At 39.9% G+C, this 21,662-nt stretch carries 16 protein-coding genes and 1 pseudogene; 8 read left to right on the forward strand and 9 right to left on the reverse strand.

All coding sequences use genetic code 11. From position 1 onward, the window contains the following. The 6 genes and pseudogenes from GNF10_RS37815 to hpsP form a co-directional block, all read left to right on the forward strand. A pseudogene (locus tag GNF10_RS37815) lies at positions 1 to 227 on the forward strand (glycosyltransferase family 2 protein); the annotation flags it as partial. Positions 228 to 263: 36 nt separating this feature from the next. Next, entirely contained in the window at positions 264 to 1,919 is a 1,656-nt protein-coding gene (gene hpsL, locus GNF10_RS07830) for a hormogonium polysaccharide biosynthesis protein HpsL (protein ID WP_185581612.1), read from the forward strand. Between the two features lie 11 nt (positions 1,920 to 1,930). Further along, entirely contained in the window at positions 1,931 to 3,091 is a 1,161-nt protein-coding gene (locus GNF10_RS07835) for a glycosyltransferase family 4 protein (RefSeq protein WP_185581613.1), read from the forward strand. Positions 3,092 to 3,227: 136 nt separating this feature from the next. Further along, the gene (hpsN, locus tag GNF10_RS07840) at positions 3,228 to 4,208 is read left to right on the forward strand and encodes a hormogonium polysaccharide biosynthesis glycosyltransferase HpsN (protein ID WP_185584068.1); all 981 of its coding nucleotides are present in this window, start codon (positions 3,228 to 3,230) and stop codon (positions 4,206 to 4,208) included. 94 nt (positions 4,209 to 4,302) lie between these two features. After that, complete coding sequence (gene hpsO / locus GNF10_RS07845) at positions 4,303 to 5,478, forward strand: hormogonium polysaccharide biosynthesis glycosyltransferase HpsO (protein ID WP_185584070.1); 1,176 nt, start codon at positions 4,303 to 4,305, stop codon at positions 5,476 to 5,478. A gap of 187 nt (positions 5,479 to 5,665) precedes the next feature. Beyond that, positions 5,666 to 6,838 carry a hormogonium polysaccharide biosynthesis glycosyltransferase HpsP gene (gene hpsP, locus GNF10_RS07850; protein WP_185584122.1) on the forward strand — a complete coding sequence of 391 codons (1,173 nt, stop codon included), beginning with the start codon at positions 5,666 to 5,668 and terminating at the stop codon, positions 6,836 to 6,838. Between the two features lie 2 nt (positions 6,839 to 6,840). Here the strand turns inward: hpsP and GNF10_RS07855 are convergent, their stop codons facing one another. Then, complete coding sequence (locus GNF10_RS07855; protein ID WP_185584072.1) at positions 6,841 to 7,551, reverse strand: hypothetical protein; 711 nt, start codon at positions 7,549 to 7,551, stop codon at positions 6,841 to 6,843. A gap of 428 nt (positions 7,552 to 7,979) precedes the next feature. Between GNF10_RS07855 and GNF10_RS07860 the strand changes: the two genes are divergently transcribed. After that, positions 7,980 to 8,618, forward strand: a complete 639-nt coding sequence (locus GNF10_RS07860; protein WP_114085723.1) for a peroxiredoxin — start codon at positions 7,980 to 7,982, stop codon at positions 8,616 to 8,618. Positions 8,619 to 8,818: 200 nt separating this feature from the next. Beyond that, a complete protein-coding gene (locus tag GNF10_RS07865; RefSeq protein WP_185584075.1) occupies positions 8,819 to 9,769 on the forward strand; it encodes a hypothetical protein in 951 nt (316 codons plus the stop codon). A gap of 54 nt (positions 9,770 to 9,823) precedes the next feature. Here GNF10_RS07865 and rppB read toward each other — a convergent pair whose 3' ends face one another. The 8 genes from rppB to GNF10_RS07905 form a co-directional block, all read right to left on the reverse strand. Beyond that, positions 9,824 to 11,212 (reverse strand): two-component system sensor histidine kinase RppB, encoded by a 1,389-nt coding sequence (gene rppB / locus GNF10_RS07870; protein WP_185584077.1) that lies wholly within the window; start codon positions 11,210 to 11,212, stop codon positions 9,824 to 9,826. A gap of 169 nt (positions 11,213 to 11,381) precedes the next feature. Then, complete coding sequence (locus tag GNF10_RS07875) at positions 11,382 to 11,999, reverse strand: hypothetical protein (RefSeq protein WP_185584079.1); 618 nt, start codon at positions 11,997 to 11,999, stop codon at positions 11,382 to 11,384. Between the two features lie 83 nt (positions 12,000 to 12,082). Beyond that, positions 12,083 to 12,805: a two-component system response regulator RppA gene (gene rppA / locus GNF10_RS07880; RefSeq protein WP_185584124.1), complete on the reverse strand. Its 723-nt coding sequence runs from the start codon at positions 12,803 to 12,805 to the stop codon at positions 12,083 to 12,085. A gap of 1 nt (position 12,806) precedes the next feature. Further along, entirely contained in the window at positions 12,807 to 13,283 is a 477-nt protein-coding gene (locus tag GNF10_RS07885; RefSeq protein ID WP_185584081.1) for a hypothetical protein, read from the reverse strand. A gap of 45 nt (positions 13,284 to 13,328) precedes the next feature. Continuing rightward, positions 13,329 to 16,448, reverse strand: coding sequence for an efflux RND transporter permease subunit (locus tag GNF10_RS07890; RefSeq protein ID WP_185584082.1), 3,120 nt, complete (start codon positions 16,446 to 16,448; stop codon positions 13,329 to 13,331). Between the two features lie 65 nt (positions 16,449 to 16,513). After that, entirely contained in the window at positions 16,514 to 18,079 is a 1,566-nt protein-coding gene (locus GNF10_RS07895) for an efflux RND transporter periplasmic adaptor subunit (protein WP_185584084.1), read from the reverse strand. Between the two features lie 183 nt (positions 18,080 to 18,262). Continuing rightward, the gene (locus tag GNF10_RS07900; RefSeq protein ID WP_185584086.1) at positions 18,263 to 18,961 is read right to left on the reverse strand and encodes a DUF305 domain-containing protein; all 699 of its coding nucleotides are present in this window, start codon (positions 18,959 to 18,961) and stop codon (positions 18,263 to 18,265) included. A 108-nt stretch (positions 18,962 to 19,069) separates the two neighbouring features. Continuing rightward, positions 19,070 to 21,292 (reverse strand): dynamin family protein, encoded by a 2,223-nt coding sequence (locus GNF10_RS07905; protein ID WP_185584088.1) that lies wholly within the window; start codon positions 21,290 to 21,292, stop codon positions 19,070 to 19,072. Between the last annotated feature and the right edge of the window lie 370 nt (positions 21,293 to 21,662).

Below are 21,662 nucleotides of genomic sequence, written 5' to 3' on the forward strand. Positions count from 1 at the left end.
ATATAGACCACGGCAAAGTTAGGGATATTTTGGAGAATAAAGGAAAAGCTATTAAATCATTACCATTTCCAGGAGCAGTTTATATCCTGGACACAGGAGAAAACCTTTTTGATAATTCCAAAAGATTAAAATTTAACATTTTTAATCGCAAATTATTAAATCAATCAGTTCAGGACGAATTTGGATTGTACAACTTACAGCAATCCCAAAAAATTTGTCAAGTATAATGTATTACCTTGATACTGATAGGCGACAGCCCTACTATGCCGAAAATAAAGTCAAAATCCAAGACATCTAAAAAATCAAAAAAGCAGACTTCTAAGGAAACTTCTACTCTTAGTCTCAAAGAACAGTTAGCCCAAAAACGCAAAGCAGCCCTAGCACGTAAAGAACTCATTAGTTTACTCACCACCGCCACTTTTGGCGGTTTATTCATTGGCGTTGTGCTTTTTTTCGTAGGTGGAATTAAAGCAGCAGTCCCCGGTGTTTTAGGGATAATCATCATGTCCCTTTCTTACAAATATCCGCGCCAAGCCCTATATGCCTTCATCATTTACGTACCTGTTGGGGGCACTATCACTTACTATTTAGGCAGTAGTCCCATACTCCAATTAGCTAAAGATGCCTTTTATGTTCCAGCGCTAATTGGACTTTGGCAAACTTGTCGAAAGCAGGGATTACCTTTAATTATTCCCCAAGGCATTAAAATTCCGCTTTATATTGTCTTGGGTTGCAGTGTACTAACGCTATTATTTGTCAATGGTGGACAGCAGTTTAACCCGCCTAGTGTCGGACTATTAGAAAAAGTAGAGAAAGAAATACCTTTAGGTATGGGAATTTTGGGGCTAAAAGTATTTTTAGGCTATGTCCCCCTTATTGGTTGTGCTTACTATTTAATTCGGGATAAGCGGGATTTTCTCTTTTTATCGCGCCTCCAAATTGTTCTCATACTGTTTTGTTGTGTGTTGGGATGTATCCAATACCTCTTACTGCTAACTGGTATATGTCAAGGCACTAGAGGTCTTGAAGGAAATGCCCTATTTGTCACATCACTAGAAGCCCGGTGTTATTTTGGTGGAGCGCTTTTATATAGTCCCGAAGAAGGGGTAATTCGTCTGCCAGGAACATTTGTAGCCCCTTGGCAATGGGCGTGGTTCTTAATTTCCAGCACCTTTTTTACCTTTGCCACCGGCTTCACCGATCCCTCTTTTATTTGGCGGATAGTCGGTTTAGGTTCTTTAGTGACAGTCTTTATCAATGCTGTAATTTCTGGACAAAGAATTGCCTTAGCCTTAGTACCAATATGCTTCGGGATTTTGCTATTGCTGACTGGTCAAATTGGCAACCTTAAAAAATTTATCCCCATAGGCATAGGACTGGCTATAGTTTTAGGAATTGTGATGGTAACTAACCCTACCGTCGTCCAAGAGAGAACCGAGAGTTTTACCAGTCGCTGGGACGCTTCACCACCTCAAGATTTTATCGTCCAGCAATTTGAAGAGAATTGGAAAAATGTAGATGGGCCTTTAGGAAGTGGCTTAGGTCGAGCAACTAACTCTGCCCGCGCAATGGGTAAAACTAAACTGGTAGAAACCTACTACCCCAAAGTCCTTTTTGAAGTTGGAATTATTGGAGTACTAGCTTTTTTGGGTTTGGTAACAACTTTAACAATTATGGGCTTTAAAACCTATCGCTCCATAAAGAACCGTAATTTCCGCAGTTACGGAGCAGCTTTATGGGTGTTTATATTGTTTATTAGCTACAACACCTACTACTATCCTCTAGATGTTGACCCGGTTGCTGTCTATTATTGGTTTTTTGCGGGAGTTCTTTTTAAACTGCCAGAACTAGAGAAACAAGATAAGGAAGATGCCGACCCTGAGCAAAAAAACAAGAGAAAACGTCTAAAAACAATTTAAATGAAATAAAAATGGCAAAAGTTATTATATGTGGTCAAAAACACCTCAGCATTCCCAACTTACCTAGAAATTCTCGGCATACACTCATCTACCCCAAGCCTTTCCCCGCAGGAAGATATCCTATAGAAAAAATTTGGTATCCTTTAGCCAGTTTTATGGCTTGGCAACCTGTATGGCAAAGATACCAAGCAATTCATTCTTTCAACAGAATTTTATATACAAATAAACCTTGGTTTCTCACCTTTGAGGATCATCGTGTTTTATATAGAAATCCTCAAAATCAAGTTGAAACAGTAATTTATGAATTATTAAATAATCGATTAGCACTAGACAATTGTCAAAAAATTATTGCAATTTCTGATTATGCCAAGTTGAGATTAATCAAGCGGATAGAAGGTTGGAAAATAGAAGAAAAAGTAAGTAAGAAAGTGGATGTTATTCATCCCAACTTCCCAATTAAAGTTAAGCAATCAAAACTTTATCAGGAACAGCAAAATCTCCAGCTTGTATTTATTGGAAATCACATTGCCCGGAAAGGTGGAGTTGTTGCTTTAAGACTAGCCCAGAAAGCTGAAAAGCTAGGTTTGCCCATTACTGTACATATAATATCGGGACTGGAACATGGTTCAGGAGTTCCAACTGATTTCCCAGATCGCAGTAAATATGTAGAGGATTTAAAGTTACTGAAATTAAATAACGTTGTCTTCCATAGAAATATTCCGAATGACAAAGTTATTGAGCTATTATCGCAAAGCCATTTTCAATTAATGGCAACATTACATGATACTTATGGCTTTAGTATCATCGAAGGTTTTTCTGTTGCAACTCCTGTAATTACGACAAATGTATGCGCCTTACCAGAGTTTGTTCGTAATGGTGAAAATGGCTATATTTTAGAGTTGCCAATTAATGAAATTAGGCACTGGAGCAATTGGCTACATGGAGAGAAAACTAAAACCGATGAATATTGGGAAATTGTCGATAGCACTTATGAATATTTAGCAGAACAAGCATTGCAACAAATCATGCAATTTCTTGATAGAAGTGATAAACGAGAACATTACGAATTTTTAAGTGCAGGAGCATTAGCTCAAGCGCAACTTGTACATAACTCCGAAAAGCAAAATGAGTTATTTGATAATCTCTATGCGGCTACGGCGGTTGAAATATAAAGAATTAAAAGCAATCTTATTCGGTTATTCGATTATTGACTGACTGTAAATTAAGGCAAGAGTAGCTTAGTAAAATTAATGAAAATTAATTTTTATAAGGTTATTATCGAAATAGAAAAATTACTTAATAAAAATCATGGATAATTATCCTTTAATTTCTGTAGTTATCCCGACTTATGGTAGAGAGGAAGCTCTACGAGATAGCATTGTAGATGTCCTAAAACAGGATTATCCTAATTTTGAAGTTTTAGTAGTAGACCAAACCCCAACGCACCAACCAGAAATTCAAGCCTACCTAGAAGAGATGGCAGATGTAGGTAAAATTAAATGGTTGCGATTAGATTGGGCAAGTTTGCCAGGGGCGCGAAATTATGCTGTGCGGCGGTCTTCTGGTGAAATAATATTATTTATTGATGATGATGTTCAGCTAACCCCAGGATTGTTAGCAGCCCATGCGAAAAATTATTTGCAAAATCCAGAAGTGGGGGCTGTAGCTGGACGGGTGTTTGACAGAATGAAATTAGGTGATTCTGGAGGAGATTTACAGATTGAATATCTGCCTCCCGAAGCTATGGACCCAGGAATTGCTTGGTATCATATTGATTTAGTACATACCACCAAACCTCAGCAAGTACTGACAGCAAGGGGTTGTAATATGTCATTTCGCCGCGAAATATTTACTAAGTATGGATTGAGGTTTGATGAGAGGTTTCGCGGTAGTGCAGTGCGCGAAGAGTCAGATTTTTGTTTGCGGGTGCGACAAACCGGATATAAAATTTGGTACGACCCAGAAGCCCATTTGGTACATTTAGGCGAAGAAACAGGGGGTTGTCATGATATTAGTATGCGATCGCTAAAATATCAACTCACCTTTTATCACAACCATTTCCTACTAGGGCTGAAAAACCTTACTTTTGCCCAAGCTTTACGCTTATACGGTCGTTTATTTGACTGTCACGTTCTGGGACGACCACCTTGCCATAAAAGTGGTTCCCCCATCAAAATTGCCACTCGCGGCATTTTCTACATTTTGGGTTTTTTCAAAGCCTTGGGTAGTGTTATCCAATCACTATGGAATGATGGTCAAATTTACAGTCGATTGGATAAACAAGTTTAGTCATTAGTCATTGGTCATTGGTCATTGGTCATTAGTCATTAGTCATTAGTCATTGGTCATTTGTCATTGGTCATTAGTGAATAACAAAGGATAGATGAAAATCTTAGTCGCTAGTCATACTTATATCGTAGACCTCAACTGTGAGAAATTACGCGCTTTATCTCAACTAGAACCTAACATTGAAGTGACGGTTGTAGTGCCAAAGCGTTGGAAACCAGGCGGTGTACAAAACAGAATTATTGAAACTGAATACCGTGATGAAGGCAGATTTAGAATAGTTCCAGTTTCTAATTTTAGTCAAAATCATCAGGGACTTCTTACTTTTGGTGCGGATTTGATATCTTTATTAAAACAATTTCGCCCGCAAATCATCCAAGTAGAACAAGGGTCTAGAGCCTTGGCTTATACTCAAATGATTGCCTTAAATCAGTTATTAGGACTCAAGGCAAAAAATGTATTTTTTACCTGGTGGAATCTTCCTTACCAACTGAAACTACCAATTTATTTATTAGAAAAATATAACCTCAACCACAGCCACGGCATTATTTCTGGCAATAAGGATGGAGCAGAAGTTTTGCGACAGAGGGGATATAAAGGAGCAATTAAAGTCATGCCGCAACTGGGCGTAGATGAAAGTTTATTTACTCCCAAAGCTCAACCAGAGTTAGCAGCTAGATTTGGTATTGATAAAGAAGATTTTGTGGTAGGTTTTGTAGGGCGATTTGTGCAAGAGAAGGGTTTGTTAACGCTTTTGCAAGCCTTAGTAAATTTGAAAAATAAACCTTGGAAGTTACTGTTATTGGGACGCGGAGAGTTGCAGACTGAATTACTCAAAATTGCGGCAGAAAACAATATTAGAGAACGGTTAATTTTAATAGAAAGTGTTCCTCATAATGAGGTTGCAAGTTATATCAATTTAATGAGTACTTTAGTATTACCTTCAGAAACAACTTACAAGTTTAAAACCCTAACTTCTGCTGGCTGGAAAGAGCAATTTGGTCATGTGCTAATTGAAGCGATGGCTTGCCAAGTTCCTGTGATTGGTTCTGATTCCGGGGAAATTCCCTATGTAATTGGCGATGCTGGCTTAGTATTTCCTGAAGGTGATGTTCAAGCTCTTGCTAATTGCTTAGTTCAATTAATGGATAAACCAGATTTTGCTCATAATCTCGGTGAAATGGGTTATCAAAAAGCAATGATTCAATATACAAATAAAGCATTGGCTAAACAGCAATTAGAGTTTTATCAAGAGTTAGTCATTAGCCATTAGTCATTGGTCATTAATAAATCAATACGGTTAAGTTAAGGTTAGTAGTCTTTCTAAAAGTAATTTTTTTAACGAACCACAGAGGCGCAGAGAACGCAGAGAGAAGAAAGAGAAGGAAAATTATATTAACTGGACCTATTGATAAATAACAAAGAAAAAAGTACAAATAAAAATGACAAATGGCAAGAAAATGAAGATATTACAAATTGTTCCCTCTATTTCTCTGATTTACGGTGGGCCGAGTCAAATGGTACTTGGATTAGCTCCAGCTTTGGTAAAAGAGGGAGTAAAAGTTACAATTCTCACAACTGATAGTAATGGCGATAATGGTCAAACACCTTTGGATGTTCCTTTAAATCGTCCAATTAAACAAGATGGCTATGAAATAATTTACTTTCGTTGTGCGCCGTTTCGTCGCTATAAGTTTTCTCTAGATTTATTAAACTGGCTAAAACGTCACGCTCACGAGTTTGACATAGCACATATCCATGCTCTATTCTCGCCAATAATTAGCGCTGCTGCTATTGTGTGTCGTCAGCAAAAGCTACCTTATATTTTCCGTCCTTTGGGTACTCTTGATCCGGCTGATTTACAGAAGAAGAAGCAATTAAAACAGCTTTATGTTGCAATTATAGAACGCCAAAATTTAGCTGGTGCGGCAGCTATTCATTTTACCAGCGAGCAAGAAGCTAAAATATCAGAAAGATTTGGAGTATCTACACCAGATTTGGTAATTCCCTTGGGTGTGATTCCCCGTCAATCTTCTATTAAAAATGTATGTACTCAGCTAGAAATACCAAAGGATGTGCCTTTGGTGCTGTTTATGTCACGAATTGACCCGAAAAAAGGGTTAAATTTGTTGATTCCGGCGCTAGAGAAGCTGTTAACGGTTGGTTATAAGTTTCATTTTGTCTTAGCTGGGACAAATCCTCAAGATCCAGATTACGAAAAAAAGATAGTATCCCAAATTCAAAATTCACCACTGCGATCGCACACTGCAATTACTGGCTTTGTCACTGGTGAACTCAAAGTTAGTTTACTACAAGCTGCTGATTTATTTGTCTTACCTTCCTACTACGAAAATTTTGGGATTGCTGTAGCTGAAGCGATGGTTGCAGGTGTACCCGTAGTCATTTCTGACCAAGTGCATATTTGGCAACAGATACTTGATAGTGAGTCGGGTTGGGTAGGTGCAACAGATGTCCAAGCACTGGTAGAGTTACTACAAGAAGCTTTGGAAAATCCCGCAGAACGCCAACGACGGGGATTAAACGCCCAAAAATATGCCTTGGAAAATTTTAGCTGGGATGCGATCGCAAAGCAAACAATCCAAGCCTACCAAAAAATCCTGGCAAACAAATGAATTTAACCCAACGCAGACAACAGCAGTTTTTGCCAAATAGGTGCTAGAACCGCTTTGACAACGATATCCGCAATCACAAAACTAATCCCAATTAACATATAAGTTTTCGGAAAGGGAGACTTCGGAACTTCGCCTCTGATGCGAGTTACTAGATTTAATCCTAATGCAGCTAAAGCTACCCCAGTGGCGATAAACCCGATTATCCGCAGAAGTGACCAAGGATACCATCCTAAAATAACTGCTAACCAAGGTTTAGCACTAACTTTTACCAGTTCTGCAACATAAAAATTCATGTAGTTCAGCATCCAGGTGCCGAATATCAATGCCACGCTACTAATAGTGGCAACGCAGAGAATACAAAAAATACCGTAGTGCAATAAATGGTCTGGTAAAAATAAATTGAGTGAACCTTCCATACCTTCTCCCGTGCGAATCCAGTGAAACATCTCAGTAGTGTATGACTGTCCACGGAGGATAACTTTTGCTGCTGTTTCTGGTGCGATCGCAGTTGCTACAATTACAGCAATACTCTGCAAAACTCCCCACAATAACATCCACCAAAAAGCACTTTTATATTGTTGACGACGCACTCGTAACAAGAAAATGGGATAGGGAACAGCAGTACCTAAAATCGGCATCAACCAAGGAACTCCAAAAACAAAACTTGCAGTTGTGCTGAGGATAACACCAATAACCAAAAGGATTAATATCATAATTAATTCAAAAATAATAAATATATTTGTAATCTTTATTCTCATTAGTCGTTCTGTGACAATTAAATTTGTCATAGCTTATAAATTTCTCATAATATTGCATCGATGCGAAGAAAAATTATCGGAATTTTGCAATAATGTGGAAATGTTGTAAATCAATAAGCCAGACGTGCAATAGCTTATAGCCAGCTATTGCCCTGATATTTGCAATCCTCTATGTAAAGAAAAACCTATAGGGAAAAAATAATAAACTAGAGCATGTATGTGTACTTTAGTCAATACTTTTTACCTCCTTTTAATCACTGATCTGAGAGCGCTGAAAACCTAAAATTTTGTTTCAAACTGCTAAAGTCCGATTGGGAAATCGGGGTTTTATGTCATGATGACATACTAGAATATATATGCCTTTTAACTACAGGGAATCTCACATGGCTCTCCGTCTAGGTGACACAGTACCCAACTTTACGCAAGCCTCAACACACGGCGACATCGATTTTTACCAATGGGCAGGTGACAGCTGGGTTGTGCTGTTCTCTCACCCTGCTGATTTTACACCTGTTTGTACAACAGAACTCGGCACAGTTGCCAAGCTCAAACCAGAATTTGACAAGCGCAATGTCAAAGCGATCGCACTCAGCGTTGATGATGTAGAATCCCACAAAGGCTGGGTGGGAGACATTGAAGAAACTCAAAGCACCACCCTTAACTACCCAATTTTGGCGGATGCGGATCGTAAGGTTTCTGAGCTTTACGACATGATTCACCCCAATGCTAATGCGACTGTGACAGTGCGATCGGTTTTCGTGATTGACCCCAATAAGAAACTCCGCCTAAGTTTCACCTATCCTCCCAGCACGGGACGTAACTTTGATGAAATTTTGCGGGTAATTGATTCTCTGCAATTGACTGATAATTACAGCGTGGCGACACCAGCTGACTGGAAAGATGGAGAGGATGTTGTAATTGTCCCCTCACTCAAAGATCCAGAAGTACTTAAAGAGAAATTCCCCAAAGGTTACGAGGAAATCAAACCCTATCTGCGGATGACTCCTCAGCCTAACAAGTAAATCTGAGAATGATTTCGGATAAAAAAACAAAGGCGCAAAGTTATATTTTTGCGTCTTTGTTTCTTCGCATGAGAATATAGTCAGTTAGCTAAGTATCCGAACCTGGAGAAGAACTTATAGATAATGATGTCTTGCAAAATACAGCGATTTTTGTTTTTTTACCGTAATGTGAGAAAAAAGTTTGACTGAAAAACTGCTATATGCCAGACAAAATCATTGAGCGCATTCTCGCTGCTGCCAATACTCCAGACCTTCTTGATATCTTGACGAATCGGTTGAGCTTGTCAGACTTACAATCTCTTCTACTTGAAGTTTATCGCCAACGCGCAGCTTCCCTCACGCCTAGCGACATCTTAAAGCAGTATGAAAACAATCGCTTTGTAGTGCCGTCGCAAGTGAATCCTGAACAACAACTTGAATTCGATCGCCTTGCTTATTCCGTTCTTCCACCAGGGTTTGAGGCGCTAGAACTTTCGCCCGTTTCTCCACTGGGGACAAACTCTGCCGTAGCAACAGTTAACCAAAACAAGGTACTGTCCACCGTTCGTAATACTGAAGTGACTGCGGACGTAACAAACGTTTTGGCGTTAGAGTGTGCAAAGCGCAAACGGGCTGCCAAACATACACGCGACCATGAAATCATAAAATTGTGTGCCAGTCATCATGTGTTACGCACCCAGCAAGTAAAGGGGCCAAATTTATTCCAGCATTTTCGTTTGCTGGGTCTTTGTACGGCTGGACGTGATACAGGTTCTTATCGTTTTGAAATTGATGCCCTTATAGAACATTTGGAATTCTATTTCCAGCTATTTGAAGCAGCTAACCATAGTGGCTTTGCGATTGCAGATGTGCGTGTCTCGTTAACCGCGTTTGATAAAATTCGCTACAGTGCGCTTCAAACCTCCGTACTTGAAAAACTAGCCACCCAATATCCACAAATTACCTTCGCATTCGATCAGGAGCGTGAAACTGGTCGTGGTTATTATGATAGTGCTGGATTCCATATCTATGGTCGTGACTCATCAGGAACAGAATATTTCCTTGTAGATGGTGGATTTACCAATTGGACTCAACAATTACTGAATAACAAAAAAGAACGATTGCTCATTAGTGGGATTGGAAGTGAAAGGTTTGTCCTCTGCTTTAAATAACAAGTTCAGATGCAGGGTTTATTTTGAATATGAGTAAAGTTTGGTAAGAAAATTTTATTTAAATTTAGGCTGGCGACGATACAGCAATTTAAATTGGGAAATTGGTGTCACATCTAAGGGTAATTGAATAGTAAAAGTGCTACCTTTACCTAATTGGCTCTGCACATTTAAACTACCTTGGTGTGACTGAATAATTGCCTGAGCGATCGCTAATCCTAATCCAGAACCGCCAGTTTTACGAGAGCGATCGCTATTCACTCGGTAAAAGCGATCAAAAATCCGAGTCAATTCCTGGTGTGGAATACCAATACCTGTATCTTGAACCTGAATCACAGCATAATTTTCACTGCGATCTAAGACAACAGTTACCTTTCCAGATTGTGGCGTGTATTGAATTGCATTGATAATTAAATTAGAAACCAGACGATAGAGTTGGTCAGAATCACCTACGATATTTAGAGGTTGCTCAACTCTGATTGCAGATATTAGTGTAACTTGAGCAGAAAAGGCGATCGCTGCAAATTCCTCTATTAAGTCATTGACAATATCATTTAAGCAACATTCATGTCGTAATGGCAGAGGTTGCCGATCTAGGCGAGCCAAGAGGAGCAAATCAAGAACTAAAGAAGTAAGTCGATGATTCTGACGGTTTATAGTTTGTAGAATGTCCCGCGCTTCGATTTCATCTAATTTCGGCATCAACAAGGCTGATTCCACCGTTGCTTGTGTTGCAGCTAAAGGTGTTCGCAATTCATGTGCTACATCTGCTGTAAATTGTTGGATTTGTCTATAGGATTGATAAATAGGTTGCATTGCTAATCCTGCTAACCACCAGCTAGCAACACTAACTACAACCATCGTTGTAGGCAATCCCACAGCTAAAATTAATTTCACAGCATCCAGATAACTATTGAAATCTTCCAGACTTCGCCCCACTTGGATGTATCCCCAATCACGATTATCCTGAGTGTGGAGTACAAAAGAAATTTGGTAATATGGGTTGCCTTTGCTGTCTTTGAGATTTTGCCAAAGCTCCTTGTTAAAGGCTAGAGAAAGTCCCTCTGGATGAGAACCTGCGATCGCAATCAAGTGTTCTGAATTATCAAAAAAACGTACATAGTAGTAGCCTTGATGGATGGCGCTGAGAATATGCCTTTCAGAACTCGACTGCTGTTGAATGCAACTTTCCCCAATTACACAAATATTTGGTAAAAGCTGCTTTACGACTGGTTCAATGCGTCCGGGTTGCTTTAGTTTCAGTTCGATACTGTCATGTATCGTTCCCGCGACAGATTCCAGTTCTCGGTCTAATGTTACCCAATGGGCATGGGACACGGCTGTGTATACGCCGAATCCGCATAGGCTTAAAATCACAGCCATCACAAGCGCATACCACAGAGCCAAACGCACCCGCGTTAAGTTAAAAAGTTTATTTTGATTCATAATCCACGTAGTTAGTAGCCATGCAACTTGAGCTTGACAAGGAAAACAGTTAGATGGAATTTATAAATCCTAAAAATGGTCGAGTCAGGCTCTTGCTGCGCGGTCGAAGGCGCGACCCTAGCGGATGGATAAACTCATACTGGGTCGAGATATTAATCGAAATAGCCTACTAACTACAATAAGCTAGACTGCTTAATCTAGGAGTATTTACTAAGTCAGTATTGGCTATCCAACCATTACCGGATAACTCTCCAGGGAAACTTCTGGAAAGGTCGATTTCTACCCAAATGTAATTTTCAGATTGGTGTGACTTAACTACATTACCTGTAACCAAGTTCACAAACACGATTGCGTTTGGATAAAGTGTTGTAATATAATCTCCTTTTAGACTTGGTTGGCGACGTAGAGTTTCAGTTTGCACAATTTGCCGACATACACTGCCAATAGTAGGTTTACTCAACAGGTTTTGAGTGTTGTTATTTGTCTGACAAAATTTCAGCACAGCAGTTTGAATAAACCCTGAACTCGGAGATTTAATTCTGACAAATCTATCTCCACTAACTGGTATATATGCTAAAGTAATCCTTGTTTGTGCCGACAATATTCTGATAGCATTGGATGATGTTGAAGGTTCTTTAAAAATTGGAGTATCTACTTTAGTTGCACGACAACTCGACTGTGAAGAATTGGAGGGAATCTGGGTGATTTGAGCAAATACAGGTACACTCAGAGCGAACGTAGCAATCTTTACTAAAGTAAAAATAGACAATAACTTCTGAAATTCCACGTTTTTTCCTCAATATCACTTACGTGAAGACTGTACATTATATTTGGTAGCCAGAATTGTTATTGTCTCATTGGTTTTTTTACCTAAAAATTGCTGTAAGAATGGGGATTTTCATTGGTGAGATTGAGACGATATCCCACACCATGCATAGTTTCAATAGGATTACCGCAGCCACTACTGGCTAATCTGCGGCGCAGCAAACGTATTTGAGCCGCCACCACATTACTAACGGGTTCTGCACTCACCTCCCAAAGCTGATTGCGAATCTGTTCAGTTGTGACAATTTGGTGCGGATGCTTCATAAAATACTCTAGTAGCTGGAATTCTTTATTAGTTAAAGGAATTACCTGTTTATGCCCTTGATGGTTCTGGCTGACAACCATACTGTTGCTGTAATAAAGAGTCAGGTTGCCAACAGTTAATTCTTTGGATTGAAATTGGGGCGATCGCCTCTGCAAAGCACGCAACCGCGCTAACAATTCCGCCATACCAAAGGGCTTCACTAAATAATCATCAGCACCTGCATCCAACCCAGCAACTTTATCTTCCATCCGATCTTTGGCTGTCAGCATCAATACTGGCAAAGGATTACGTCGTGTTCGTAGCCGACTACACAGTTCTAACCCAGACAATCCTGGCAACATCCAATCGATAATAGCCAAAGTGTACTGCGTCCACTGGTTTTCTAGATAATCCCATGCTTCATTACCATCTAAAACCCAGTCAACTACATACTTTTCCAGATTCAAGGTGCGCTTGATTGCCGAACCCAAATCTGGCTCATCTTCGACTAGCAACACTCTCATATTATTTATTAAAACTAAAACGACCATCTACTTTTTTGCCATCAATATCTACAAGCATCTTTACTTGATATTGACCAGAAGATTTTTCTGGTAGCAAAACAGTGTAGTGTTTATCTTCTCGATCATAAGCAAGGTTTAAAGTTTTCTGCCTTCCATCAGGTGTCTGAACTTGAGCCTTTACTTTGGCATTAGATATTGCTTCGTGATTGTCTCCTTTTTGTAAGTAGAAATCTATATGAGTTCCATTAGCTTCTTTCTCAGCTACAAACTCTAAATGATAGGCTCCTGTTTCCACAACCTGACCTCCTTTAGATTCACCATGCTGGCTAGATGTTTTGCCAGCAGGCGAAGCTGGAGTTGAGGTAGAAATAGCTGGACTTTTCTCGATAGTAGCTACTTGATTACTGTTACTACAAGCTCCCAAAAAAAGTAGCCCTACACTTCCTATAAGAATCAAGCTTGATTTTACTGAAATCATTGATTTACTCCGGATCATAAATAATAAACAAATATAAAATTCAAATTATAATACTGGATTTTTGGCTACATCAATCTTTTGTAAAAAAATAGTATTTTTAGGAGCCAAAAACTTCCTAAACTGAGCATACAGAGCAGGAATAACTAACAGTGTTAATGCTGTCGAGGTAAACAAGCCACCTAATACTACTATCGAAAGGGGTTGCAAAATTTCTTTACCAGGGCCACTCTCAACTACTAATGGTGCTAATCCTAAAGCAGAGGTAAAAGCTGTCATTAAAATGGCGTTAAGCCGTTCCATTGAACCTTGAATAAGCACTTCTTTAAGAGGCATCCCTTCTGCAAATTTGGTATTGTAATTATCTACTAGTAACAAACCATTACGGGTGGCAACACCAAATAGAGTGACAAAGCCAACTAAAGAAGCAATAGAAATAATGCCGTCTGTTAAAGCTACCGAAAATACTCCTCCCACTAACGCCAAAGGTAAGTTAATCATAATCATGATGGTAGAAGGGATGGATTTGACTGAAAGATACATAATTACTGTAATGACAACAAAGGCGATCGCACCGGAAATGAAGATATTCTGAGTGGCTCGTTCTTGCGCCTCAAATTGCCCTGCATATTGAATATAGTAACCAGAGGGAGGATGCACTTGTTGATTAACTTTGTCTCGAATTTCATTTACGATAGAGCGCAAATCTCTACCGCTAGCGTTAGCGGAAACAACAATCAAGCGGGAAACATTTTCCCGGTTAATCGTATTTGGTCCTGTGCCATTGTTAATTATGGCAACTTGTGATAAAGGAATCTTTTGACCGCCAGGAGTATCAACTAATAAATTGCCAATGGTATCCAGACTTTGACGTGCATCTGGTTTTAACCACACAACTAAGTCAAAAGTTTGTTGTTTTTCTAAGACTTGGGAAACGACTTTTCCATTGAGGGCAGTTTCAATAATTTCGGAAAGTTTTCCTACCGTTAAACCATATCGAGAAGCAGCTTGGCGATTGAACTTAATTTGTATTTGTTCCACTGGTACTTGAGGCTCAAGTTGTAAATCAACAATTCCATTAACGGTTTTCATCACCTCATTTACCTTGCTCCCAATGATGCGAAGTTGTTCTAATTCTGAACCGAAAATTTTAATAGCGATCGCACTTCTCACACCAGACAAAACCTCATCCATCCGATGAGAGATAAAACCTCCAATATTTGGCGCTACTCCTGGTAATTTAGCAAACTCTTCCCGCAGCTTTTTAATACTCGCTTCCCTATCTTCCATCGCCGCTTTGCTCAACTCAATATCCAAATGCCCCAAATTCACCCCTGCTGCATCTGCATCACCAGGCGCACGTCCAGAACGCAACTGCACGTAAGGAAATCTAGAGTCTCCCTTCAGCGCATCTTGAAGTGCTTCTCCAGCTACATTAGTAGCTTCCAAAGATACACCAGGATAGAGAGTAAGGGTATTCACCAAAGTTTGCTCTTGAAATTCTGGTAAAAACACTCTTCCAAAGGAAGGAGCAATCACAGCAGATGCTACTAAACTGGCCGCAGCTAGAGTTAAAATAATTCCAGAATGCCGTAGAGAAAATGTTAATAGGGGATGATAAAGCTTCTTAAAAAATCTTGCTATCCAAGGCTCGGTTTCTGGCAAGTTACCGTAAGGTAATAAGATTGCACATAATGCCGGAGTCACCGTTAATGCTGTAATACTAGAAGCGATAACTGCCGCCATATAGCCTAATCCCATTGGGATAAAAATACTACCTTCTACACCAGCCAAAGCAAAAACTGGAGAGAAGACAACTATTGTAATTATGGTGGCTCCAAAAACTGAATCGCGTACTTCTTGACAACCGTCAAATACTACATCTAAAACTGGACGCGGGTTGGGTGAATATTTGTTTTCTCGGAGGTTACGATAGACGTTTTCAGCATCCACAATTGCATCATCAACTGCGGAACCAATTGCTACTGCTAACCCTCCCAAAGTCATAGTATTTAAACCTTGTCCTAGCAAATTTAGTAATAGTACTCCTATTAGTAAGGATAATGGTAGAGCCGTTAGACAAATAGCTAAGTTACGCCAATTCATCAAAAATGGAATCAAGATAAGTGCAACAATAATACTGCCTTCAATTAAAGCTTCTCTAACATTGGCAATGGAAGAATCAATATAGTTTTCTTGGCGGAAGGTCGGAGTTATATTAATATCTTTGGGTAAAGCAGCTTTTATTTCCGACATCGCCTCTTCTATGGCACGGGTAATAGTAGGCGTATCGGCTTGAGGCTGTTTATTAATCATCACAATAATTGCCTTTTGACCGTTAAAACTGCCATCACCGCGTTTGATAGCTGCACCAATTTGGACATCAGCTAAATCGGATATTTTTACAGGTGTACCGTTGCGGGCAGTAATTACTGACTGCTGTAATTCTTCAATAGATTCAATCCGTCCAATACCTCGAATTAATTTTTCGCGATCGCGGGTAATTAAATAGCCACCAGGTGCATTAACATTGGCAGCAGATACAGCTTCCTGCACATCTGCTAAAGTGACATTAAATGCTTGTAACTTCTCTGGGTCAATTAATACTTGATATTGGCGAGTATCGCCGCCATACGCTATAACCTGACTAACACCTGGAACAGCCAAAAGGCGATTTGTTACTTGCCAATCGACAATGCGTCGCACTTCCATCAAAGGAGTATTTTCAGAAGTGAAGGCGTATTGCAGTACAGTACCGATGGGGGAAGTGGTGGGGGAAATTTGTGGCGTTTCCACTCCTTCAGGAAGCTTACCAGAACTCTGCTGCAATCGCTCTGTTACCAATTGGCGAGCTTGATAAATATCGCTTCCCCAGTTAAAAATTACTTTGACAACGGAAAGTCCCGATGCGCTAGAAGAACGTACTGCTGTAATTCCTGGAGTACCGTTAATGGCACTTTCAATTGGTAAAGTTACCAGAGATTCAACTTCTTCTGGTGCTAGCCCTGGTGCTTCAGTTTGAATTTCAACTTGGGGTGGTGCAAAGCTGGGGAAAACATCTAACGGCATTTGGATAATTGTCCGAAATATCCAAAGCGTTATGACAATTGTACCTAGGATAACTAACCAACGGCGGGCGATCGCCCATTTAATAATCGCACTCAGCATTATTTGTAGTTCGTAATTCGTAATTCGTAATTCGTAATTAAGATGGTGTAAGGGTTTTAGACATTTCAAATGGGTGGTTTATTTACGTTGTGCTGTGCTGGTTGAAGTTGGTTGGTGCGACGATTAGACCAAAAAGCACCTGCAATGAAAGCGATCGGGGTTAATGCGGCTCCTGCTCCCAGTAGCCACAGTGGTGCTGGCTCTTTTGTAGCCTGTATAGGAGTTTCTGGGTGTTCATCTACTTTTGGCTTAGTATCGCCACGCAAAGACTGAGCATAAAGCTGAGGCGATCGCACTGTCACGATCAAATCGTCCTCGAATAAGCCAGTTTTGACCTCAACCATATCCCCAGAGGTTCGACCTAAAGTAACTTCAACAGGCTGATAGGCATTGCCATTTTGTACATAAACCTGTTTTTTCCCATTGGCTTCAACTACAGCCGCGCTGTTAATTGCTAATATGCCTAATGATGTTTGGTTTGTAACAACTTCTAATTCCGCAAACATTCCTGGTTTTAGCACTCCACCAGAATTCTCTAGTTCAGCTTGCACTGGTACGACTCGCGTTTCCCCTTCCACCACAGAACCAATGCGGGTAATTCGTCCGATAAAGGTACGGTTGGGTATAGAAGCAACTTTGACCCTTACCTGTTGACCGCTTTTTACCTGATTCAAATCTTTTTCATAAATATTCGCGGTGGCAAAAACGCGACTGTCATTGATAATTGTCATCAACTTCCCACCCGCATCCTCAAACGATTGACCAAGGGTAACTTCCCGATCGGCAACTTTGCCGGAAATTGGAGATGTCACGGTAACAAGTCCTTGAGCATTAGCGCGGGTTCCCAATTGAGAAAGCCGAGTTTGATAAATACTATTACTTAGTTGGATACGAGACTTTGCTACCTGAACGGCTGAATCAGCGCGTTTTAGCTGATTTTCTGCCTCGATAACATCACGACGACTAGCAGCTTTCGCAAGTTCGGCTTTGGCTTGAGCTAACTGAGTTTCGGATTCAAGAGCGTTACGACGTGGTAAAGCGCCAGCATTAACTAACCGTTGATCTTGGTTAAACTTCTCTTGAGCAAAAGCCACTTGGCTCTGTGCTTGAGCGATTTCAGCTGCGGCTATTTGTTGATAGCGATCGCGGTTTTGTTGAGCTAGCCTTAAATCAGCCTGCGCTTGCTGTAAATCAGCCTGACCTTGAGCAAGTTTTTCCTGGGAATTAACCCGCATTTCCACCAGTTCAGGACTGGATATAATGGCAACTGGTTGACCTTTTTTCACCATGACACCAGGTTCCACTAATAACTCAACCACTTTCGCTTGAGAAATTGGCGTATTTACTTCCACTTTTTGGCTGGGTAGAGTTTCAATCTGTCCGGTAGTTTTAATACCAACAGCTAGCTGCTGGCGTTTGACAGGTTCAACTTTAATTCCTAGCCGTTTGGCTGTTTGGGCATCAACTTGAATAGAGCCACTAGCACCACTTGCTTTACTTCCTCCTTGAAATTCATTTCCGTGTCCAGTGTGAGCTAAAACAACTGCGGGACTAGCAAGTAAAAAAATATTGAAAAGTGTCCCAGAAACACAGCGAATAACTGTAAGTGCTTGGGAATAGGATTTAGGCATCGCTATCAAAAGTCTTTGGATACAGAGGCAGAGGAAATATAGTGGTTCCGTCTCACTACCCAGTCTTCCATTGGGAAATGAAATTAGGATGAAATTTTGCTGCGTAGGCGTAGCCCATCGTAGACAGCGCTCCTGGAATAACCAAACACCTACCCCGAATTACGTTAGCGAGTCATCAAGCATCTACTTGTTGTACCAAGCTTTTCGCCACTGTTGCATTTGTTTAATCTCTATATCTTGGGCTTTAACAATTTCTTGGGCTAATTTCTTGATTTCAGGGCGCTTAGACTTACTTAAAGCATCTTGCCCCATTGTTACAGCCCCTTCGTGGTGAGGAATCATCGCATTGATAAAGCGCAGATCAAATTCCGCATCAGCTGCACCTAAATTCTGATTCATCATCATGGTTTGCATTTGATCAGAAGACATTTCCATCATGTGGCCCATTTGACTGTTGTAAGCCATTGGTTTATCCCCCGCCTTGGGATACCAAGCTTGTCGCCACTGCTTCATCTGAGTGATTTCTTGGTTTTGCGATTTGATGATATTGTCTGCTAGCTTTTTGATTTCAGGACGTTTTGATTTCTGCTGCGCTTCTTTAGCCATTTCCACCGCCCCTTGATGGTGCGGTATCATAGCATCAATAAATCGTAAATCAAAATTAGTATCGGCTGGGCCTAAATCCATTCCCATGCTGTGATTCATTATGCCACCACCGTGATTCATCATCTGCTTGTCATTAGCATTGGTGGCGGTTTCCTTTAGGGCTTGGCTTTGGTTCTGAGAAGTAGTATTGGTACATCCTGTGATTAACCCACCTGCTGAAGCGATCGCAGTAAAAGTTAACGCCAAAAAGCCATTCCTCAAAGATAGCAGTTGCATAAGTCTCACCTCATAGTTTCCTAATTCTATATTTACTTATTAGCTTGGCAGCCAGAAATGAAATTAGGATGAAATCTCACTGATTAAATAAGTCCAGTATCTTGTTGTTTATTTATCACTCAAAATTGTGTAAGCATCATTAACTAAGTGCATTTTTTCTTGTGCTTGTTTGAGCAGTTGCGGCTGATTCACAAACAAATCTGGATGCCATTTTTTTACTAAGGTTCGATAAGCCTGCTTTACCTCAGCCTGAGAAGCATTTGTTTGCAATCCTAAAATGCCGTAGGCGCGGGTAATCTTATCTTTTTCCGTTTGGGTTTTTGGTTGGTTGGGTGCTTTATTGCTTTGAGTTGAATTTTGCTGTTTGCTAGTTTGGGAACCAGGTGATTGCATCTCTGCTTTCATCCGTGCTATTTCCTCATTGAGTTCCCACTCACGAAATTTCGCTTCCACTTGTTCTGGAAGCGGAGACGGAGAAGGTTTTGGCGATGGTGGTGGAGAAACAGATTCTACCCTTGTACCACTATTTTTAGCAGTCTTTTCCTGTTGTTGCTTAATAACAGGATCTTTTTCAGGGGAAAGTTTAACTCTTTCTGGCTGTGGTGAATATTTTCTATTAATATTTGTGTATTTCGGTATTTCTTTATAAGGTTGATAGTTTGAAAGTATTTTGACTTTTTTTAACTCTCGTAACAAATCATTAAAACCATTTTGTAACTGTTGCAAATTTCCCCGTTTATTAGTAATTTCTCCTGGCTCTTGGCTGAATTGAAAGCAAATAACTTTTTCCGATTGCCGTTCATATTCAGCCAGAATGGATAATCCTTGGCTGCTAAAACTAGAAAAATAATCTTCAATTGTAGTTATACAAAGTTTAGCAACTTCCTGATGATAAGATTCCTTTGCTAATTGATCATCTTGTTTTTGGATATTCTTGTTTAACAAATAAGAAATACTCCCGACGACAGCAGCGCCAACTGGGCCGCCTAATAACCAACCGATACCACCACCAACAGCGATAGAACCAGGTTCACTCAAATCATCATTATTGTTTGGCCTTGGGGGTAGTATTACTTGTGGTTCGCTAGGAAAAGGAATTAATAAATCTTGCGGTCGTTCTTCTTGGAAAAATTCGTAAGCTTGATAAAGCCATTTTACAGCAGCTAATTGTAATTGATTCAGGTCTTTTTTAAGAGTATTTGTTTGCCAATCTTTAAACTTATTTTCTGCCAATGCAACTGCCGCATCAGCTTGATATTTTGTAAGTAGCTTGGGTAATTCTAGCCAATCGCGTAATTCTTCGATGCTGGTAGCGAAACCTTTATAAATTAAGTTAGCTGCTTTTTGTTTAATTTCAATTTTACTATTTTGTTTATCATCAAAAGATTTTATTTCAATAGCAATCGGGTCAATTTTAGCTTTTAATGATAGTTGGATTTGAGAAGCGATCGCTTCCACTCTTGGCAAACGCACGCTACCACGGTTTGGTTGCAAAATCCCCACAATATTTTGCAAAGCTGTTTCAAAAGCCGCTAACCCGCTACTATTGGCAGCCGCAACATCACCTTTTAATCTTGCTCTTAAAGCAGGTAAAGCATCGACGCGATATAAATTACTAAAACCTGGAGATAATTCGGCTCGAAAGCTTTCTGCAACAAACAGCAAGCGATTTTGGACTTGTTTTTGCTCGTCGGGTTCGAGTAAGTTCAGAAAATTAGCAACAAATATAACTGTTTTAATACCGCGATCTAATAGCCAATCTCGTAAGTTCTCCCGCTCACCTAAAGTCATTAATTTACGTGCATCTAATAATTGGATAACTAAATCTGCACCTAAAAGTTGTTCTCGAACTAAATTATCTTGTTCATCTCTATCATTTGTTCCCGGTAAATCAAGGAATTCTACACCTGTTTCCAAAAAGGGATGTGGACAAAAAACTTCCACAGATGCTACATCTTTTCGCATCTGTCTATTGCCATCAAGAATTGCAAATTGTTGTAAAATTTCTGTGCCACTGCGATAGATTTCTGTGCCATCTACCAACATGATGCGAGTTCGCACATCAGAGCCATACTTGACAGTAATCGATGCGCCTGTAGTAGGGATTAAATCAATTGGTAAGGTGCGATTCCCTAGCATGGCATTCAGTAAGGTAGACTTGCCATGATTAAAAGGGCCAAATACTGCAATGCGGAAACTAGGATTAACAAGATGATTGCAAATGGTAATTATATCTTGATGCAGTTGCGATTTGCGTTCTAAATTAAGTAAACCAGATGCAGATTTGAGAGAATCTGCTAAATCCTTATAACCTTCATACTGTTGTTGCATAGTTCTCGTTCTCAGCTTCTAGCTAGTCATGCATATCGTTGAGGCTAACATCTCACATTATTATGTTTATGCCAGGCATAATTAAACATATAACAAAATTTTAGATCGTCGTGAGCAATTTATCGTTTATAGGCAAGCTTATTAAGACTAAACTTCTGACACCATTATTTTTTGTTAGGTTGCGCCAAAGTTCCTTTCTTTCTTTCTTTCTTTGTGTCCTTTGCGGTTCGTTCCTAATTGCCAAAGTCAATTATTTTAACGAACCGCAAAGGACGCAAAGAACGCAAAGGGAAGAAGGAAACAGTTAACTGAATCGTATTGACTTATAGTTAGGGGAGGCATAGTTCAGAGCCTCCCTATAAGCATTTTT

The organism is Nostoc sp. UCD121 (assembly GCF_014222285.1).
Lineage (GTDB): Bacteria > Cyanobacteriota > Cyanobacteriia > Cyanobacteriales > Nostocaceae > Nostoc.

Bases quoted from the DNA above. Each gene is read 5' to 3' on its own strand.
- hpsL (WP_185581612.1), top strand. From the start codon at position 264: ATGCCGAAAATAAAGTCAAAATCCAAGACATCTAAAAAATCAAAAAAG.
- GNF10_RS07885 (WP_185584081.1), bottom strand. From the start codon at position 13,283: ATGATTTCAGTAAAATCAAGCTTGATTCTTATAGGAAGTGTAGGGCTA.
- rppA (WP_185584124.1), bottom strand. From the start codon at position 12,805: ATGAGAGTGTTGCTAGTCGAAGATGAGCCAGATTTGGGTTCGGCAATC.
- GNF10_RS07900 (WP_185584086.1), bottom strand. From the start codon at position 18,961: ATGCAACTGCTATCTTTGAGGAATGGCTTTTTGGCGTTAACTTTTACT.
- hpsP (WP_185584122.1), top strand. From the start codon at position 5,666: ATGAAGATATTACAAATTGTTCCCTCTATTTCTCTGATTTACGGTGGG.
- GNF10_RS07865 (WP_185584075.1), top strand. From the start codon at position 8,819: ATGCCAGACAAAATCATTGAGCGCATTCTCGCTGCTGCCAATACTCCA.
- GNF10_RS07835 (WP_185581613.1), top strand. From the start codon at position 1,931: ATGGCAAAAGTTATTATATGTGGTCAAAAACACCTCAGCATTCCCAAC.
- GNF10_RS07860 (WP_114085723.1), top strand. From the start codon at position 7,980: ATGGCTCTCCGTCTAGGTGACACAGTACCCAACTTTACGCAAGCCTCA.
- hpsN (WP_185584068.1), top strand. From the start codon at position 3,228: ATGGATAATTATCCTTTAATTTCTGTAGTTATCCCGACTTATGGTAGA.
- hpsO (WP_185584070.1), top strand. From the start codon at position 4,303: ATGAAAATCTTAGTCGCTAGTCATACTTATATCGTAGACCTCAACTGT.
- GNF10_RS07855 (WP_185584072.1), bottom strand. From the start codon at position 7,551: ATGATATTAATCCTTTTGGTTATTGGTGTTATCCTCAGCACAACTGCA.
- GNF10_RS07895 (WP_185584084.1), bottom strand. From the start codon at position 18,079: ATGCCTAAATCCTATTCCCAAGCACTTACAGTTATTCGCTGTGTTTCT.
- GNF10_RS07905 (WP_185584088.1), bottom strand. From the start codon at position 21,292: ATGCAACAACAGTATGAAGGTTATAAGGATTTAGCAGATTCTCTCAAA.
- rppB (WP_185584077.1), bottom strand. From the start codon at position 11,212: ATGAATCAAAATAAACTTTTTAACTTAACGCGGGTGCGTTTGGCTCTG.
- GNF10_RS07890 (WP_185584082.1), bottom strand. From the start codon at position 16,448: ATGCTGAGTGCGATTATTAAATGGGCGATCGCCCGCCGTTGGTTAGTT.